19 protein-coding genes and 4 tRNA genes are annotated in these 17,179 nt (G+C 68.4%); 9 read left to right on the top strand and 14 right to left on the bottom strand.

What is annotated here, in order from left to right:
- Positions 1-55: 55 nt before the first annotated feature.
- Positions 56-1,132, bottom strand: a complete 1,077-nt coding sequence (locus tag FHR72_RS11180) for a CaiB/BaiF CoA transferase family protein (RefSeq protein ID WP_183468035.1) — start codon at positions 1,130-1,132, stop codon at positions 56-58.
- Positions 1,129-1,569, bottom strand: a complete 441-nt coding sequence (locus FHR72_RS11175; RefSeq protein ID WP_183468034.1) for an SRPBCC family protein — start codon at positions 1,567-1,569, stop codon at positions 1,129-1,131. Before FHR72_RS11175 ends, FHR72_RS11180 begins: the two co-directional genes overlap by 4 nt.
- Before the next feature lie 70 nt (positions 1,570-1,639).
- Here FHR72_RS11175 and FHR72_RS11170 point away from each other — a divergent pair, with 70 nt between their 5' ends.
- Both FHR72_RS11170 and FHR72_RS11165 read left to right on the top strand, forming a co-directional pair.
- Positions 1,640-2,005, top strand: a complete 366-nt coding sequence (locus tag FHR72_RS11170; RefSeq protein WP_183468033.1) for a UBP-type zinc finger domain-containing protein — start codon at positions 1,640-1,642, stop codon at positions 2,003-2,005.
- 33 nt (positions 2,006-2,038) lie between these two features.
- Complete coding sequence (locus FHR72_RS11165; protein WP_183468032.1) at positions 2,039-2,191, top strand: hypothetical protein; 153 nt, start codon at positions 2,039-2,041, stop codon at positions 2,189-2,191.
- A gap of 28 nt (positions 2,192-2,219) precedes the next feature.
- On the opposite strand, the gene FHR72_RS11160 is transcribed toward FHR72_RS11165, so the two are convergent.
- On the bottom strand, positions 2,220-3,785 hold the full coding sequence (locus FHR72_RS11160; RefSeq protein WP_183468031.1) for a phytoene desaturase family protein: 1,566 nt from the start codon (positions 3,783-3,785) through the stop codon (positions 2,220-2,222).
- 49 nt (positions 3,786-3,834) lie between these two features.
- Positions 3,835-4,440: a TetR/AcrR family transcriptional regulator gene (locus FHR72_RS11155; protein WP_183468030.1), complete on the bottom strand. Its 606-nt coding sequence runs from the start codon at positions 4,438-4,440 to the stop codon at positions 3,835-3,837.
- A gap of 159 nt (positions 4,441-4,599) precedes the next feature.
- On the opposite strand from FHR72_RS11155, the gene FHR72_RS11150 reads away from it, so the two are divergent.
- Positions 4,600-5,394 (top strand): MBL fold metallo-hydrolase, encoded by a 795-nt coding sequence (locus FHR72_RS11150; RefSeq protein ID WP_183468029.1) that lies wholly within the window; start codon positions 4,600-4,602, stop codon positions 5,392-5,394.
- Positions 5,395-5,402: 8 nt separating this feature from the next.
- Here the strand turns inward: FHR72_RS11150 and FHR72_RS11145 are convergent, their stop codons facing one another.
- The 5 genes from FHR72_RS11145 to FHR72_RS11125 form a co-directional block, all read right to left on the bottom strand.
- Entirely contained in the window at positions 5,403-5,978 is a 576-nt protein-coding gene (locus FHR72_RS11145) for a TetR/AcrR family transcriptional regulator (RefSeq protein ID WP_260155982.1), read from the bottom strand.
- A 22-nt stretch (positions 5,979-6,000) separates the two neighbouring features.
- Entirely contained in the window at positions 6,001-6,570 is a 570-nt protein-coding gene (locus FHR72_RS11140) for a chorismate mutase (protein WP_183468027.1), read from the bottom strand.
- 17 nt (positions 6,571-6,587) lie between these two features.
- Positions 6,588-6,661: transfer RNA gene (locus FHR72_RS11135), tRNA-Phe, on the bottom strand.
- A 41-nt stretch (positions 6,662-6,702) separates the two neighbouring features.
- A tRNA-Asp gene (locus tag FHR72_RS11130) sits at positions 6,703-6,779 on the bottom strand.
- 39 nt (positions 6,780-6,818) lie between these two features.
- Positions 6,819-6,891, bottom strand: a tRNA-Glu gene (locus FHR72_RS11125).
- A 132-nt stretch (positions 6,892-7,023) separates the two neighbouring features.
- Between FHR72_RS11125 and FHR72_RS11120 the strand changes: the two genes are divergently transcribed.
- Positions 7,024-7,099: transfer RNA gene (locus FHR72_RS11120), tRNA-Lys, on the top strand.
- Between the two features lie 196 nt (positions 7,100-7,295).
- On the opposite strand, the gene FHR72_RS11115 is transcribed toward FHR72_RS11120, so the two are convergent.
- From FHR72_RS11115 to FHR72_RS11105, 3 genes are all read right to left on the bottom strand, one after another.
- Entirely contained in the window at positions 7,296-8,012 is a 717-nt protein-coding gene (locus tag FHR72_RS11115; protein WP_311736118.1) for a GAF and ANTAR domain-containing protein, read from the bottom strand.
- A gap of 91 nt (positions 8,013-8,103) precedes the next feature.
- Complete coding sequence (locus FHR72_RS11110) at positions 8,104-8,805, bottom strand: VldE C-terminal domain-containing protein (protein ID WP_183468025.1); 702 nt, start codon at positions 8,803-8,805, stop codon at positions 8,104-8,106.
- A 120-nt stretch (positions 8,806-8,925) separates the two neighbouring features.
- Positions 8,926-9,822, bottom strand: a complete 897-nt coding sequence (locus FHR72_RS11105) for a serine/threonine-protein kinase (protein WP_183468024.1) — start codon at positions 9,820-9,822, stop codon at positions 8,926-8,928.
- 102 nt (positions 9,823-9,924) lie between these two features.
- Here FHR72_RS11105 and FHR72_RS11100 point away from each other — a divergent pair, with 102 nt between their 5' ends.
- Positions 9,925-10,281, top strand: coding sequence for a DUF2510 domain-containing protein (locus FHR72_RS11100; RefSeq protein ID WP_183468023.1), 357 nt, complete (start codon positions 9,925-9,927; stop codon positions 10,279-10,281).
- 3 nt (positions 10,282-10,284) lie between these two features.
- Here FHR72_RS11100 and FHR72_RS11095 read toward each other — a convergent pair whose 3' ends face one another.
- Entirely contained in the window at positions 10,285-10,953 is a 669-nt protein-coding gene (locus tag FHR72_RS11095; protein WP_183468022.1) for a L,D-transpeptidase family protein, read from the bottom strand.
- Between the two features lie 20 nt (positions 10,954-10,973).
- A complete protein-coding gene (locus FHR72_RS11090) occupies positions 10,974-11,993 on the bottom strand; it encodes an oxygenase MpaB family protein (RefSeq protein WP_183468021.1) in 1,020 nt (339 codons plus the stop codon).
- A gap of 69 nt (positions 11,994-12,062) precedes the next feature.
- Between FHR72_RS11090 and FHR72_RS11085 the strand changes: the two genes are divergently transcribed.
- The 4 genes from FHR72_RS11085 (at position 12,063) to FHR72_RS11070 (ending at position 17,154) form a co-directional block, all read left to right on the top strand.
- Entirely contained in the window at positions 12,063-12,644 is a 582-nt protein-coding gene (locus FHR72_RS11085) for a TetR/AcrR family transcriptional regulator (protein ID WP_183468020.1), read from the top strand.
- Between the two features lie 106 nt (positions 12,645-12,750).
- A complete protein-coding gene (locus FHR72_RS11080) occupies positions 12,751-13,758 on the top strand; it encodes an acyl-ACP desaturase (protein WP_183468019.1) in 1,008 nt (335 codons plus the stop codon).
- A gap of 29 nt (positions 13,759-13,787) precedes the next feature.
- Positions 13,788-14,921 carry a tRNA dihydrouridine synthase DusB gene (dusB, locus tag FHR72_RS11075; RefSeq protein WP_183468438.1) on the top strand — a complete coding sequence of 378 codons (1,134 nt, stop codon included), beginning with the start codon at positions 13,788-13,790 and terminating at the stop codon, positions 14,919-14,921.
- A gap of 262 nt (positions 14,922-15,183) precedes the next feature.
- Entirely contained in the window at positions 15,184-17,154 is a 1,971-nt protein-coding gene (locus tag FHR72_RS11070) for an LCP family protein (RefSeq protein WP_183468018.1), read from the top strand.
- Positions 17,155-17,179: the final 25 nt, after the last annotated feature.

Here is a 17,179-nt window from a genome sequence, read left to right as displayed (position 1 = left end):
CAAATGGTAGTCAAGCGACCGGCCTCGTGCCCAGTATTTCGCAGCTAACGCCGTGTCACCACCCGATCGAGTGGGCCGGGGTGGTGTGCTGCGGCGGGCGCGCCGGCGGCGGCGCCGGTGTCCGGGAGAACCGGGGCGCCGGGGCCGCCTGATCGACGCCGTGGGCGGTCACCATCGTCGCGCGGGCGCGCAGATGCGCGTTGTCGGCCGCTTCCTGCCACGTCAGCACGGGCGTCACGCAGGCGTCGGTGCCGGCGAAGATCCGGGCCCACTCGTCACGGGTCCGGGCGGCGAACCGTTCGGCGAACAGGCGGTGCATCGCGGGATGGCCCGAGCGGTCCCCCTGATCGGGAAGATCCTCGGCCGCCAACCCCAGGCCCGCGAGCAGTTGCGCGTAGAACTGCGGCTCGATCGCGCCCACCGCGACATGCCTGCCGTCGGCGGTCTCGTAGGTGCGGTAGTACGGCGTTCCTCCGTCGAGCAGGAAGGACTCCCGCTCGTCGCGCAACGAACCGACGGCCTTCATCGTCCAGGCGATCTGGGACAGCAGGCTCACGCCGTCGACCATCGCGGCGTCGATCACCTGCCCCTTCCCCGACGACTCCCGTTCGTAGAGGGCGGCCACGATGCCCACGAGCACCAGCATGGACCCGCCGCCGAAGTCGGCGACCAGGTTCAGAGGCGGGACGGGGGGGCGATCGCGGTACCCGATCGCCGACAGCGCCCCCGTCTGGGACAGGTAATTGATGTCATGGCCCGCGTCCGTCGCCATCGGGCCGTGCTGGCCCCAGCCGGTGATGCGCGCGAAGATCAGCCGCGCGTTGACCGATTCGCAGTCCTCGGGCCCGATGCCGAGCCGTTCGCAGGTGCCGGGGCGGAAGCCGTCGATCAACACGTCGGCCCTGGCGACCAGGCCGAGCAGCGCCCGGCGCTCCGTCTTGAGGTCGAGGTCCACCACACGCTTGCCGCGGTGCATCAGGTCGACACTCTCGGCCGGCATCTGCAGGCCGCCGGGCCTTCGGATGCGCACCACGTCGGCACCGAGATCCGCCAACATCATCCCGGCGTGCGGCCCCGGCCCGATGCCGCCGAGTTCGACGACCCGCACCCCGGCCAGGGGTCCGCCGCTCACCCCTTGATGACCTTGTGCACCTGCTTCTTCAGGCCTTCGGTCGCCGTCTCGACGCCGCCCTTCATCGTGCGCTTGAGGATGAAGCCGGGCATGGGCACCGACAGGTCGATGGCGATGTCGAACCGCACCCGCGTCTTGTCCCCTTCCCGGGTGAGTGTGTAACCGGCGTCCTGGGCCTTGAGTTGCCCGGCCGAGACCAACGTCCACGTGACTTTGTCGTCGCCCCAGGTGTATTCGATGACCTGCTCGTCGGTCAGGCCCGCGGCCTTCACGGTCATCTTGACCTGCTTGGGCCGCCCGTTGTCGAAACGCTCCAGCACCTCGGCCTTCTGGTACTGCGGCGACCAGGACGGGGTCGCCTCGGCGTCGGCGATCACGTCGAGGATCTGCTCGGGGGTGGCGTCGATAACGACCTCGCGGGAATCCTTGGTTGCCATGGCGAGACCATAGACCACCGCGGTCGTCGTTCGGATCGAGATGAAGCGACCGGGACCGTAGGCTCGAGGGGTGAGCGACGACGACAAGAAGGCTGTCGACCCCAGCGTTGCGCCCAGTGGCACCGGGTGTGTGGAATGCGACGCCGACGGCGGCTGGTGGGTGCACCTTCGCAGGTGCGCGGCCTGCGGCCACATCGGCTGCTGTGACGACTCCCCCGCCAAGCACGCCTCGGCGCACTGGCGATCCAGCGGACACCCGATCATCCGCTCGTTCGAACCCGGCGAGGACTGGTTCTGGGACTACGACACCGACCAGTACTACGACGGTCCGGAACTCGCCGCACCCCAGAGCAGGCCGGCCGACGAGACGGTGCCGGGCCCACGCGGTCGGGTGCCTGCCGACTGGATGGCCCAGCTGCAAGCTCGCCGCGGCTGAATGAATGCGCGGTGACCTGGGTAATCCAGCGCCGTGACGAAAGACAAGCCGACCACGACCGAGACCGACACCGCCCCTGAGGGCACCGACGACGACGTCGTCACCGACCCTTCCCGCGGTGATGACGAGGGCAACGACTGGTCCGACGAGGGCGGCGCGACCCCGAGCGGCCCCGCCACCGACTGACTCCGCGTGCGTGGGGTGACGCGGCTCGTCAGCCGCGCCCGTCCGCGAGGATCTGCTGAGCGGCGTTGTAGCCGGGGATGAAGGTGATGCCCGGTCCACCGTGGCATCCGGCACTCGCCAAATACAACCCGTCGACGGGGAGCGGCTGGTCGGCATAGCCTTTCGGGCCTGGACGGTTGGGGCCCATCTGTTCGGGATGGATCAGGCCGTGGCAGTAGTCACCGCCGGGTGCGCCGAACATCGTGCCCATGTGCTTGGGCGTGAATGTGGTGTGGCGCAGGATGAGACTCTCGAAATCCGGTGCGAGCCGGGTGATCTTGTCGATGACGCGGCGGCCCATCTCGGTCTTCATCTCGCCGTAGCTCGCCTCCTGCTCGGTCAGCGGGAACCACAGGGAGAACGCCGAGACCGCGTGCTTTCCCGGCGGCGCGAGCCCCGGATCGTTGGCCGACGGGATCTGCAGGGCGATGGCCGGATCGGTCGGCACCACTCCCCTGGCCGAGTCCTCCCACTGACGCTGAAGGTCCTCGGGGGTGGTGAAGATGCCGATGGCCGACTGGAATTCGGGGTCGTTGAGCACCTCGTAGGGTGCGGCGAACGTCGGCGGACCGTCGAGCGCGAAGTGCATCTGCAGGTAGCTGCCGCGATGGTCGATGCGGGAGAACCGTTCTCGGATGTCGCCCGGGATCGCGGAGGTGTCGATGAGCTCGTTGACGGTGACGTCCGGCGCGAGATTGGACACCACGACCGGCGCCGTCACCGTCGTGCCGTCGTCCAGCCGCACGCCCGACACCCGCCCGTCCCCGACGAGGATCCCGTCGACTCTGCTGCGTAGGCGCAGCTCTCCGCCTGCCGCGGTGAACAGGTGCAGAAGATGTTCGGTCACCGCGCCCATACCGCCGCGGAATTTCTTGATCAGCGTGGCGTTCTCGTCCGGGACGGCGAGGCCGAAGGCGAGCGCGGCGGCGCTGCCGGGAGTGGCCGGCCCACGGTAGGTGGTGTTGACGGCCAGAAACGCCAGCATGCCGCGCAACGCCCCGTGCTTCTCCCGATCGGGCAGGTGACGGTCGAGTACGTCGGTCACCGATCCGAACAGCATGTCGCTGATGGCTTGTCTCTCGAATTCGCTGGTGGCACAGGCGAACATCTCGTCGAGCGTCTTGGGCGGCTGCGCCGCGTCGAACCTGCCCAGCGCCCGCGTCGGGGCCTGGCACCACGCCATCAGCCCGGCCATGCCGTGGACCGCGTCGGCACCGTGCACGTCGTTGAGGTGGGTCAACAATGTCATCGGGTCGGTGTAGTAGATGAGCGGATCGTCGCCGACGCCACGCAACTGCACCGACATCACGTCGAGATCGACGGTCGGCAGGTCGCCGAGACCGAGCGCATCGCTGACCACCGCCGAGGTGGGCACCTGGACCGACCCCGCGATCTCGAAGCGGAAGCCGTCGAAAAGCTCCACGGTGGAGGCCATTCCGCCGGCGTAGAGCTTGAAATCCAGACACAGGGTGCGCAGACCGGCCTGCTGCAACAACGCCGCGGCCGTCAGCCCGTTGTGCCCCGCGCCGACGACGATGGCATCGAAGTCCGTCATCGGCTGAGGCTGACACGGGGCGAATGTTTTGTCAATAATGACAAAACTTTCAGAGCTTGTCGCCGACTCCGGAGCGCAGGTGCTGCAGCGCGTGCCGGCACAGCCGGTCCAGTTCCGGCAGCGACCGGTCCTCGCCGAGCATCCACACCTCCATCGCCCCGAATACTGCCGCGGCGATGCAGCGGGCCGTGACAGTGATGCGCATGCGTTCGTCGGTGCCCGGCGAGGGCCCGTTCGCCTCGGTCATGTGGTGCTCGACGGCCTCGGCGAAATCGGCCTCGACCTGCCGGATATGACGCACGATGCGGCTGGCGTCGAGTTCCTGCGCCCGCATCGCGGCGATCTTGGTGACCGCCCAGTCCTCGTACGGCGACGCCATGATGGCCGCCTGCACCGCCTCGATGATCGAGGCGTCCGGTGACCGCGCCGCCAGTGCCGAGCGGAACCAGTGCAGACCGGCGTCGTAGTCGGCGAACAGCAGATCGTGCTTGGACGCGAAGTGCCGGTAGAAGGTGCGCAGCGAGACCCCCGCGTCCGCGGCGATCTGCTCGGCCGTCGTCTCCTCCACGCCCTGGGCCAGGAACCGGACCACCGCGGCCTGCCGCAGCGCTTCCCTGGTGCGCTCACTGCGCACCGTCTGAGCAGGCCGGACCATGTGCGTAAGGTACCTCAACGACCAGCCCCGAACTCCGGGGAAATCACGCTGCTCCCCCACGAACGGAGCGGGTTGACGCAGCGGGCGGGTGTCACATTGACTGTCCGCGGGCGCGTCCGCCGACACGCCTGCAGCACGCCACGCCGGGGGGCATATTTCGTGAAGGTCCACCATCTCAACTGCGGGACCATGCATCCCGTGGGCTGTCCCACGGTCGTCTGTCACGTCCTGGTCGTCGAGGGCGACGACGGTCTCGTCCTCGTCGACACCGGGTTCGGCACCCGCGACTGCCGCCACCCCGCGGAGTTCGGCGCAGCCCGCCGGTTGATCCTCAAGCCGGTCTTCGACCCCTCCGAGACCGCGGTGCGCCAGCTCGCCGGGCTCGGCTTCACGCCGTCGGACGTCCGCCACATCATCGTGACCCACTTCGACGCCGACCACATCGGCGGCCTCGCCGACTTCCCCGACGCCCTCGTCCATGTGACGACAGAGGAGGCGGCCGGCGCGATGAGATCCCGGGCTTTGCGCAACCGGTTGCGGTTCCAGTCTTCACAGTGGGCGCACGGGCCGCGGCTCGTGGAGCACAGCATCGACGGCGAGGCGTGGCGCGGTTTCGCCGCGGCCAAGGAACTCAGCGAGATCGGCCCCGGTTTCGTGATGATCTCGCTGCCCGGGCACACCGACGGGCACGCGTGCGTCGCCGTCGACGCCGGTGAACGCTGGCTGCTGCAGGCCGGCGACGCCTTCTACCACCCGAGCACGATCGCCGGTGGCCCGCCGATGCCGAAGGCCTTGGCAGGCTTCGAGATGGCAGTGGCCTTCGACCGGGACAAGGTCAGGGACAACCACTCTCGTCTGACCGAGCTCTATGAGCGCCGGGACCCCGATCTGATGATCCTGTGCAGCCACGACGCCACGCTCTTCGAACGCGCGAAGGCCACCGCGACACCCTGACCCGGCGGTCAGCCCGGAGCGTGCGGACTGAGCAGCGAGATGGAGGCGTCGACGGCCTCGTCGATGACATCGCTCATCTTGCCGCCCTCCTCGACCGTGATCGCGGTCAGCTCGCGAAGTCCGCCCAGCAGCATGATGATCCGGCGCCGCGACACCGGACCGATGCCCGCGGCGCGGAACTCGTCGGTGGCCCCGAGCGTGCCCACCATGTCGATGAAGTTGTCCAGGGCGTCGCGCTGCAACTCCCGCGCGACGGCGCCGAGCGCGGGCACGTCGCGAATCCAGCTCAGCATCAGCGCCGACCGGGCCTCCCCGGACGAGATCCACGCCTCGATCGCCTGACGCACCTGCTTCTGCCACGGCGCGCTGGGATCGACGGCTTCGGAGATCTGCCTGATCTGGTCGGCGTTGGCGTCCGAGAGCAGGGCGATGAAGCACGCTTCCCGGCTGTCGAAGTGTTCGTAGAAGGTGCGCCGGGATGTCCTGGCGCGGCGGACGATGTCGGCGACGGTCGTCTTCGGGTACCCGTCCTCGGCGATCGACGCTTCCAACGCGTCGAGCAACCGCTGGCGAAAATCGTTCATGCCGGAAGACATGCTGTCACGGTCAACGGCAGTAGCTGCGCGTCGCGAAGTCGAGGGCCTGGCGGTACAGCGGGTCGAGGCCGCGCTGTCCCACCACCGTCGCCTTGGCCTGATCGAGGTCCAGACGACAGGTCGGCGAGTGGAGCGTGTCCCAGTCGTCGGCCATCAGCGTGACCATCTCGCGGTTGAGCGCGTCGATGACCCCGCGCGAGGACGCCAGGTCGGGGGCCTCGGCGGGCGCGACTGCGGGATCGAATTTCCACTGGGCCAGGCGGGTGTACTCCACGGCGACGGTGGCGTCGATCTGGTCGCGGAACGCGGTCGTCACATACGCCGGGTCCAGGTTCAGGGTGGTCGCTTCGGCGGACACCGCGTCGAGGACCTGCTGCTCGCGGGCCGGGTCCTCGATGAGGCCGCCGGTGTGGAACTTGTTGGCCGCGATGGGGTCGGCGACCTGCAGCCGGCGCGTCGCCGCGTCGACGAGGTCGACCAGGGAGCTCTGGGGCTGGGCGGACACCGCGGGGGCAGCTGAGATCGCGAGCGCCGACAGCGCGGAGACGAAGGCGAGAAGACGAATCATCGGGACCATCATGTCACCGATGTTTGCGGTGGCCAGGGCCGGGATCGAACCGGCGACCTTCCGCTTTTCAGGCGGACGCTCGTACCAACTGAGCTACCTGGCCGGACGGCACCGATCACTTGCCTGGCAAGTGCCTCGCCGTAATGGCGACCCTGACGGGACTCGAACCCGCGACCTCCGCCGTGACAGGGCGGCGCGCTAACCAACTGCGCCACAGGGCCTTACTGTGCTGCTCCTCCCACCGAGGTGGTCGTCGCGTGTACCCCCAACGGGATTCGAACCCGTGCTACCGCCGTGAAAGGGCGGCGTCCTAGGCCACTAGACGATGGGGGCCCATTTCCGAATCTCTCCGGGGTACTCGCAACGCTCATGTCGTTGGGAGCTTCGATAGCTTAGGGTACGGACACCCAAATCCTCAAACGGGCTGCGTGCCGTATCCTTTCCCCGTCATCGAAGTCCACCCACGCCCCTATAGCTCAGTCGGTAGAGCTACGGACTTTTAATCCGCAGGTCCCAGGTTCGAGCCCTGGTGGGGGCACCACTTCGTCCATCGGACACCCTCTTTGCGCTTTGCGCACGATTGCGCACCCGCCCACCCGGGTATCGCGACTGTCGGGACCGGATCGAGTGCAGTTGCCCACATGTCCGGTCCAAGGCGACACCGGGGCGCAACCATGGTTTTCAGCAGGGAGGATCAGCCGGTGTCGCCGCACCCACCTGCCGGCGCCGCGTGAGCTTCAGCGCTTGCGAACGAGCTGCTGGGCAAGGTCGGCGAGCTTGACGTTCATCTCCTGCGACAGTCGGCGCAGCAGGTCGAACGCGGCCACGGCATCGATGTCGTGGCGCTCCATCAGAATTCCCTTGGCCTGACCGATCACGTCACGGCTGGCGAGCGCATTGCGGAACTGCTGTTCCCGGCGCAGTGAGTTCCAGGCCAGGGTCGTGTGCGTGGCATAGACGACCCCCAGCTCGATGGAGTCCGCGTCGAACGCCCCCGGCGTTTCGGCGAGAAAGTTCAGCGCGGCCACGCTCTTGCCCTCGGTGTGCAGCTCGAAGGACAGCACGGAGCGCACGGGCGTGCGAGCCAGGGCGGCGTCCCGGTACTTCGGCCACCGTCCGTCGCTGCGGAGGTCCTCGATGCAGATGAGGTGGTTCTCCCACGCCGCGGACAGGCACGGCCCCTCCCGCACCTCCTGCTGGACTGCGTCGAGCAGGTCGACGTACTCGTGCGTCGCCGCGACGGACGACACGTCTTCGCTCTCGGTCACCAGGGTGATGCCGGCATACACCGCGCCCGGGACTGCCGCGACCGCCGTCTCGACCAGGGTGCGCAGACCGTCGTCGGGATCGGAGGCGCCGTTGCGCTGCAACTCGTCGAGCTGCTGGAGGGCGTCCTGAATGAGCTGACGCTCATCGGAAGAGTCGTGCGATGTTTCGCGGCCCAGATCAACCACGAACCCATCTTGGTTATTCACCTGCGGCGGCGGCAACTACGGCCGTCCTCGCCCGGGTAGCGGGCCAGACCGGGCGGCAGGACCGGGCAGGTCAGCGGAAGTAGACCTCGTCGCCGTCGGGGTAGCCACCGCCGGTGGTCGTGACGTGGACGTGGTCGTAGTGCCCGTAGCCGCCGGATCGGGCCCCACCGGGGGTGTAGTACACGCCCCGCCAGATGGCGTCCTGGATGCCGAAGCGCTGCGCGTTGGCCAACACGTACGCGACGATCTGGTTGCCGAGCGCGATCCCCGAGTCGGAGCCGGGGTTCGGGATCATGACATCGAGCGCGAGGCCGTTCGGATGCCAGCGCAGCGCATCCTGGCGTACGCCGCCGATGTTGTTGATCTCCGGGAAGACGGCGCTGATGCTCCGAGCGGTCAGGATCGTGCGCACCTGCAGCCCGCGCTCGGGGGCGACCCCGGCGGGCAGCGTGCGGCTCACGACCCGCCAACGCGACGCGGACACCAGCGAGGCCGGCGCCACCGCGGCGTCGTCCCCCGGGTCGGTCAGCAATGCCGGTGCCGGCGACGCCGCGGGCGCTGCGACGATCTCCACGCAGCACGGCACCGAGGGCTCGAGAACCGCGGCGGGAGCGGGGGCGGCCACGGGCTCGTCCTCGACGACCACGGGAACCGGGCCCGCATCACCCTTGACGGCCAGGAACACCGCCGCGGGGGCGAGCGCCGACATCACGTACACAGACGGGTTGCGCCGCTTCTTGGGCAATGAGTGCCGACCCACGCCCAGCAACATAACGAAAAATCCCGCAAAATACAGCATGCAAGATCAAAACTGAACTCGACGCGCGGATCGTTATCCGACCGCGACCCATCGGTGAGCCCGCAGATATTTGCAGGTCACGCAAGGAATTCGCTACAGCGCGACGAGTACCGCGGCGAGCACCAGGACGAGCAGAATTGCGACGGCCGCCAGCACGGTTCCGGTCCGATCGGGCCGGGCGCGGGGCGCGTCAAGGCCGGCCAGCATCTGCTCGGCGGTGGCGAACCGCCACCGCGGATCGGTGGCCATCGCGCGCTCGATCGTGGTCACCAGAGCCGGATCGACGTCGGGCCGCAACGCCGACAGCGGCATCACCTGCCCCGCCGCGATCGCGTCGGCCAGCGCCCCGAGATTCTCCTGCGGATACGCACGCCGGGCCGTGAGCGCCTCGTAGGCGACGACTCCGAGCGCGTACAGATCGTCGCTCGGAGTGGCCGGCCGTCCCGCGATCCGGTCGGGAGGCAGGTAGGCCATCGTGCCGAAGACCCGGTTCGTCAACGTCTGCGGGGTGTCGGGACTCTTCGCCACCCCGAAGTCGGCGATCTTCACCCCGCCGAACTCGGTGAACAAGATGTTCGCCGGTTTGATGTCGCGGTGCAGCACCCCATTGGCGTGCGCGGCGCTCAGCGCGGAGAGCACGTCGCGCATGATGGCGCGCACGTGTTCGGTGGGCAGCGGCCCGTTACGGGCCAGCACGTCGGCCAGGTTCTGCCCGGGCAGGCGCTCCAGCACGATGTAGTGCCTGCCGTCATGGACGCCGGAATCGTGCACCGCGACGACATGCGGATGGTTGAGGGCCGCGGCCGCGCGCGCCTCGGTCGCGAAGCGCCTGCGAGTGTCGGGCTGCGTGACCACCGACGGGTAGAGCAGCTTGACGGCCACCGGACGACCCAGCCGCTTGTCCCAGGCATCGCGCACTTCGGCCATCCCGCCACGGCCGAGGACACGCCCCAACTCATAGCGGCCGCCCAGGATCTCCGGCGCCTGCATTCCTCCAAGCTAGCCCGTCGGCGGAGAAAGCAAACCTCACGCGCAGGCGCGTCGCCCCGAAGCCCGGTCCCGGGTGCCGCCGCGCTCGTAAGATCGCCATCGATGCCCGAGCAGATCGCCCACCGGCCTTTCGCACGCCGCCACCCCGCCCTGACCGTCGTCGCGGCGTCGACAGCGGCGTGGTGGATGTGGCTGGGCTGGTACGAGGTGGTCGCCGCAATCGCGGTGGCAGGCCTGCTGATCGTCGTCCGCCGACGCCGACGCGCCGCGGCCGTGCGTGAGGCCGGCCTCCGGGCCCGTGCGGACTATGAGCACCGGCTCAGCATCGCCGGCGATCCCGCCGGGGTCTTCGGTCGCTACCGACCGGCCCGGCCGAACTGGTATCCGGATCCCCAGAACCCTTACGCGCTGCGCTATTTCGACGGCCTGTCCTGGACGCCCCACGTCGCGCGGCGCTAACCGTCAGAGGGCGGGCGGCCCGTCGGACCCGACGCGGATGGTGATGTGCGGGTGCGCCGCGGGATCCAGCCACTGCAGCACCGACCGCATCTGATCGCGGTCGATGGCCACGCAGCCCCAGGTCGGTTCGCCGTCGGACACGTGCAGGAAGATGCCCGCCGAGCGGCCCGGGATCCGCTCGGGGTTGTGGTCGATCAGGACGGCGTAGTCGTAGATGGGCCCGGAGTCGTACAGGTTCTCGGCGTCGTCGGAGGCGATCTCCTCGGCGTGCACGTGCGTGTTGTACGTCGGGGAGTCGACGTCCTCGTCCCACCAGTCCTCGTCGGTGGCCTGGAAGTACGGCATCCGGGTGCCGGGATTGACCTCGCGGCCGAAGGCCTGCCCGAGCGGGAAGGTGCCCTCGGGGGTGCGGAAGACGTCGTCCTCGGGAGCCCCCACGCCCAGCGAACCGAGATCGGCCCGCGTCGGCCCGAGCACCGCGCGCCACCCGTCGTCGACACGTTCGTAGGCGGACAGGGTGGCGGTCGGCGAATCCGCCGTGGGTGCGCTCACCACGATCATCTGACCGGGCGCCACCGACGGGTCCGCCGCCGCCGGAACGGCGAATGCCGAGGCGGCGAACACCGCGACGAGGACGGTCACTACGTTGCGTCGCGCCAGGTTTCGTCGCATCGCCCAAACTTAGCCGGTCTTCACACCCTCGGGCTGTAGTAATGCGGGTCGTCGCGATACGCCAGGGGCGGCAGATTGCGGGCCGGGGTCTCCACCAGCGGCGCGTCGACCGGGAGACGTCCGTGGGCCCGGTCCCATGCCGAACGCTTACGCGGATGCATCATCACGCGCCCGGGCAGCAGCTTGACCACGTGATGGACGGCCTTGCCGAAGAGCCGGTGCGCACGTTCCTGCCGGGGCGACCAGGTGTAGCCCATGAGCTCACGGACCGGCGGATCGAAGAGTCCGACGGTGGTGAAGTTGAAGAAGCGTTGCATCACCGCCAGATTCAGCCGCCACAGAAAGTCCGGCATCCATTCCAGCGACGGATGCTTGGGCATCGTCGACAGGTCGAGCACGGTGCGGGCGGCCCAGTTGTTCTCCAGCACGTGATGGCACATGTGGTCCCAGTACTCCTGGAACTCCTCCCAGGACTTCGGGACGGGGCGCATGCTCATGCCGTACATGCGGTACCACGTCACGTGCTCGTCGAAGAGCTGCCGTTTCTGCGCCTCGGTGAGACCGCCGCCCAGCCACTCCGCAGCCAGCAGCGTGGACTTGAAGAAGGTCGCGTGCGCCCAGTAGAAGACGTCGGGGTTGAGCGCGCTGTAGCGCCGCCCCTGGTCGTCGACTCCCTTGATGCCGATGTGATAGTCGCGCACCTGGGCGCCGGTCCTCGGAGCGCGGTGACCGTCGAACACCACGCCGCCGATCGGATACACCGACCGGAACAGGCGCGGCATCCGCTCGATGAAGAAGATGGAGTGCTCCTGCACCGCGGCGCCGAGTTGCGGGTGCATGTTCTGCATCGAGCCGGCCCAGGGTCCCTGCAGCATCCCGGTCCACTGGCCGAAGTACTTCCACGTCAGCGAATCGGGGCCGAGGGGTTCCGGCGGCGCGTCGTATCCGCCGCCGCTGACGGGGCAACCCGCACCCACCGGGGCCGATCCGGTCGCCGATCCCTCGCTCACGGGAGGTATCTCGGACGTATCTTGAGTCACTGGTGCTCTTCTCGACGAGGATCACGGTTTTTGACTACGCGTGTTGTCACTACGGAGCTTAGGAGGACTGTGGCGTCCGGTCAACGACGTGGCCGCTGGTCGGGTGTTCCGCTGCAGGACCGCCAGGCCCTCCGGCGCGACGAACTGATCGCCGCGGGCATCGGCCTGCTCGGCCGTCCGGGCGGTCCGAACCTGACGGTGCGCGCGGTGTGCCGCGAAGCCGGCCTGACGGAGCGGTACTTCTACGAATCCTTCGCCGACCGCGACGAATACGTGGCCGCGGTGTACGACGACGTCTGCGCCGCGGCGATGTCCACCCTGATGGAGTCCGACAGCATGCGCGACGCCGTCGAACGGTTCGTCGCGCTGATGATCGACGACCCGGCCCGCGGCCGGGTGCTGCTGCTGGCACCGGAGGCCGAACCGGTCCTGGCCCGATCCGGGGCTCGGTGGATGCCCAGCTTCATCGAGTTGCTGCAGCACAACCTGACCCAGATCACCGACCCCGCCACTCAGGCGATGGTTGCCACCGGCCTGATCGGGGCACTCACTGCGTTGTTCACGGCGTATCTCGACGACAGGTTGTCAGCCACCCGCGAGCAGTTCATCGACCACTGTGCTGAGCTACTGCTCAGCAGGGCGTCGACCTGATCAGGGCCCCCACCTGGGTGTGAGGTACGGCGCGGCGGCTTGAATGTCACCGGGATACACAGATATATTGAGTGCAACCATCAGGTACAGATAACTGGGAGGTGTCGTGTCGAAAGACCTGACCGACCTGCAACTGCTGAGGGAACTCGAGCCCGTCGTCGAGCCCCTCGTGAACCGTCATATGCGGATGAAGAAGGACTGGAATCCGCACGACTACGTCCCGTGGTCCGATGGCAAGAACTACTACGCACTCGGCGGCCAGGACTGGCACCCGGAGCAGTCGCAGATCTCCGAGACCGCCCGCGTGGCGATGCTCGTCAACCTGCTGACCGAGGACAACCTGCCGTCCTACCACCGCGAGATCGCGATGAACTTCAGCATGGACGGCCCCTGGGGCTTCTGGGTGAACCGTTGGACCGCCGAGGAGAACCGCCACGGCATCGCGCTGCGCGACTACCTCATCGTCACGCGCAACGTCGATCCGGTCGAACTGGAGATGCTGCGCCTCGAGCAGATGACCCGCGGTTTCAGCCCCGGCCAGAACGACCAGATCGAGGCCGACCTGTTCGCCGACAGCCTGTTCGACTCGGTCATCTACGTGACGTTCCAGGAGCTCGCCACCCGCGTGTCGCACCGCAACACCGGTAAGGCGTGCAACGAGCCGATCGCCGACCAACTGCTGCAGCGCGTCTCGGCCGACGAGAACCTGCACATGATCTTCTACCGCGACGTCTCCGAGGCCGGTTTCGAGATCGCGCCCGACCAGGCGATGAAGTCTCTGCACAAGGTGCTGCGCAACTTCAAGATGCCCGGGTACACGATCCCGGACTTCCGCCGGCGCGCGGTCAGCATCGCCTCCGGCGGCGTCTACGACCCGCGGATCCACCTCGAAGACATCGTGATGCCGGTGCTCAAGAAGTGGCGCATCTTCGAGCGCGAGGACTTCAACGGCGAGAGTGCGCGGTTGCGTGACGACCTCGGCCTGCTGGTCGAGGAGCTGCAGGAGGCCGTCGACAAGTTCGAGATCGCCAAGCAGCGCCGCGAGGAACGGCTGCGGCAGATGGCCGAGAAGAAGGCCGCCAAGAACCAGCTGGTGGGATCATCAGCCTCGTAGCAGACACCACCCGACCGGCCCGATCTGCGCTGCAGATCGGGCCGATCGCGTTGCGCAGCCCGGTCGTCCTCGCGCCCATGGCCGGGGTGACCAATGTCGCGTTCCGGACGCTGTGCCGCGAACTCGAGCTGGCGCGCGCCGGCACCGTCAGCGGGCTGTACGTCTGCGAGATGGTGACCGCCCGCGCCCTCGTCGAGCGGCATCCGGTGACGATGCACATGACGACGTTCGCCCCCGACGAATCACCGCGGTCCCTGCAGCTCTACACCGTCGACCCGGTCAACACCTATGCCGCGGCGAAGATGATCGTCGACGAGGACCTCGCCGACCACATCGACATGAACTTCGGCTGCCCGGTGCCCAAGGTCACCCGGCGCGGTGGCGGAGCGGCCCTGCCCTACAAGCGCAGGCTGTTCGGTCAGATCGTCGCTGCCGCGGTCCGCGCGACGGAGGGGACGGACATCCCGGTCACCGTCAAGTTCCGCATCGGGATAGACGACGCCCACCACACCCACCTCGATGCGGGACGCATCGCCGCCGAGGAGGGTGCAGCGGCCGTCGCGCTGCACGCCCGGACCGCCGCGCAGCGCTATTCGGGCAGCGCCGACTGGGACCAGATCGCCGCACTGAAGGCGCACGTCACGAGTGTTCCGGTGCTCGGGAACGGTGATATCTTCGACGCTCGTGACGCGCTGGCCATGATGGCCGCGACGGGGTGCGACGGTGTGGTCATCGGCCGTGGCTGCCTGGGACGGCCGTGGCTGTTCGCCGAGCTGTCCGCGGCGTTCGCCGGCACTGCGCCGGCCACCCCGCCGACCCTCGGTGAGGTGGCGCAGATCATCCGTAGACACGGTGAGCTGCTCGCTGCCCACTTCGGAGAGGACAAAGGAATGCGGGACATCCGCAAGCACGTGGCGTGGTACATGCACGGATTCCCTGCCGGCGCCGATCTGCGCCGGTCGCTGGCGCTGGTCAAGACCATCTCCGAGCTCGACGACCTGCTCGGCACCCTCGATCCCGACGTACCGTTCCCCGACGCCGCCAACGGCCCGCGCGGACGTCAGGGCTCCCCGGCCTCGGTCACGCTGCCCGAGGGCTGGCTTGACGACCCGGACGACTGCACGGTGCCCGCCGGGGCCGACGTCATGCACTCGGGCGGCTGAGCTGCGGTTACGCCGGATCCGAGACGGGTTCGTGATCGCGCCGAGGTCGGTTCGAGAGGGTTTCGAGAGGGAATAGACACCCGGCTGCGGCTGGATGTCTCTCAGGATGTCTCAGTACGATGAGGGATCACACTGCCCGGCTCCGGTGGCGGAGCAGGGCGCAGTGCTCTAGACAGTTAGCAGGCACTCGGCGGCCTGCGTGCCCGTGCGCAACGACGCGCACCCACGAGACGCCGCAGGGACGCTGGAAGGCCGGTAGAAGATGAGTGACGGCGACGACGACGCCACTCCTGGCCGTTCGCTTCCCGGAAGTGGGGACACACCCGACCGAGACTGGCTTACCCGATCGCGGCGGCCGAAGCCAGGCGCCGCGCCGTGGGAGCGCGAAATAGGTCCCGCCACCGCCGAGGACGCCTCCCCCGCGCGCACCGACGAGCCGTCGGGACCCGTCACCGTCGCCGACCTGATCGCCAAGATCAACGGCGGTACCTCGCTGCCCGAGCCCAGGCGGCACCGCGCCGCACCGGATCCCGATCCAGAGCCCGAGCCCTACCCCGACGGCGACGACCTCGACACCACGATCCTGCCGGCGATCGCCGCCCCGGCCTCCGAACTTCCCGATCTGACGACGCCCCGGCCGCCCAGGCACCTCCCCGACCGCCCCCGCCGCTCGCACCGCCGCGCGGGTGTGGCCGGGCGGGTCGTCGCGGCACTGGTGGCCGTCCTCGCCCTGGTGCTGACCGGCGGCGCCTGGCAGTGGCAGTCGGCGAAGAACAACCTGCTCAATCGGGTGTCCGCACTCGATCCCGACTCCCGCGACATCGTCGACCCGAACGCACAGTTCGGTGACGAGAACTTCCTGATCGTCGGCACCGACAGCCGCATCGGGGCCAACAGCGACATGGGTGCCGGCACCACCGACGACGCAGCGGGCGCCCGGTCGGACACCGTGATGCTGGTCAACATCCCGGCGAACCGCAAACGCGTTGTGGCCGTGTCGTTTCCGCGCGACCTCGAGATCGACCCGATGGAATGCGAGCCCTGGAACGCCGAGACCCGGGAGTACGGGCCCATCACGGACGAAGAGTCCCCGATGTACGGCAAGGAATCGGTCTACACCGAGTACAAGCTGAACTCCGCCTTCGCCGTCGGCGGACCCAAGTGTCTGGTCAAGGTGATCCAGAAGCTGTCCGGTCTGCATGTGAACCGGTTCATGGCAGTCGATTTCGCCGGGTTCTCCAAGATGGTCGACGCTCTCGGCGGCGTCGAGGTCTGCAGCACCACCCCGATCGAGGACTACGAACTGGGCACCGTGCTGCCGACCGCCGGCCGCCAGGTCGTCAACGGCCACACCGCGCTGAACTACGTGCGCGCCCGGCAGGTCACCACCGAGACCAACGGCGACTACGGCCGTATCAAACGCCAACAGTTGTTCCTGTCGTCGCTGCTGCGCTCGCTGATCTCCAAAGAGACCTTCTTCTCGCTGTCCAAGCTCAACAACGTCGTGAACATGTTCATCGGGGACAGCTACGTCGACAACGTCGACACCAAGGACCTCGTCGACCTCGGCCAGTCCGTGCAGGGTGTCACCGCCGGGCGCATCACCTTCGTGACGGTGCCGACCGTCGGGTACGCCGACGAGTGGGGCAACGAGATCCCGCGCACCGACGACATGCGGGCCCTGTTCAGCGCCATCATCAACGACGAGCCCCTCCCCGAGGAGCGCAACGCCGACAACACCCCGGTGCCCGGCACGCCGGAGTCGCTGGCCGGCCAGGCGCCCGACCAGCAGGATCCGGCGCAGCCCGGTGACCAGACGGTCGACGTGATCGTCACGGATCCGGAGACGGTGACCGTGCAGGTGTCGAATTCGACCGGCCAGACCGGCCTGGGCGCCACCGCGGCCAGCGCGCTGCAGTCGCACGGGTTCAACGTGACCACTCCCGACGACTACCCCGGCCCGCTGGCGCAGACGACCGTCTTCTACTCCGCCGGTAACGAAGAAGCCGCCGCGACGGTGGCCTCGTCGTTCGCCGATGCGACGATCGAGCAGGTCAACGGCATGGGCGACGTGGTACAGGTGGTCCTCGGCAGCAACTTCGACTCCGTCGGCGCGCCGTCACCCAGCGGCTCCCCGGTGCAGCTGCACGTCCTGCGGGGCACCAAGGCCCCGGCCACCGAGCTGCCCGAGGACCTCACCGTCACCAACGCCGCGGACACCAGCTGCGAGTAGCCGCCACGCAGCATTTGGGCAGGTG

The sequence above is a fragment of the Mycolicibacterium iranicum genome (assembly GCF_014190915.1).
GTDB classification, from domain to species: domain Bacteria; phylum Actinomycetota; class Actinomycetes; order Mycobacteriales; family Mycobacteriaceae; genus Mycobacterium; species Mycobacterium iranicum_B.
This window is presented reverse-complemented; position numbering and strand designations above follow the sequence as displayed.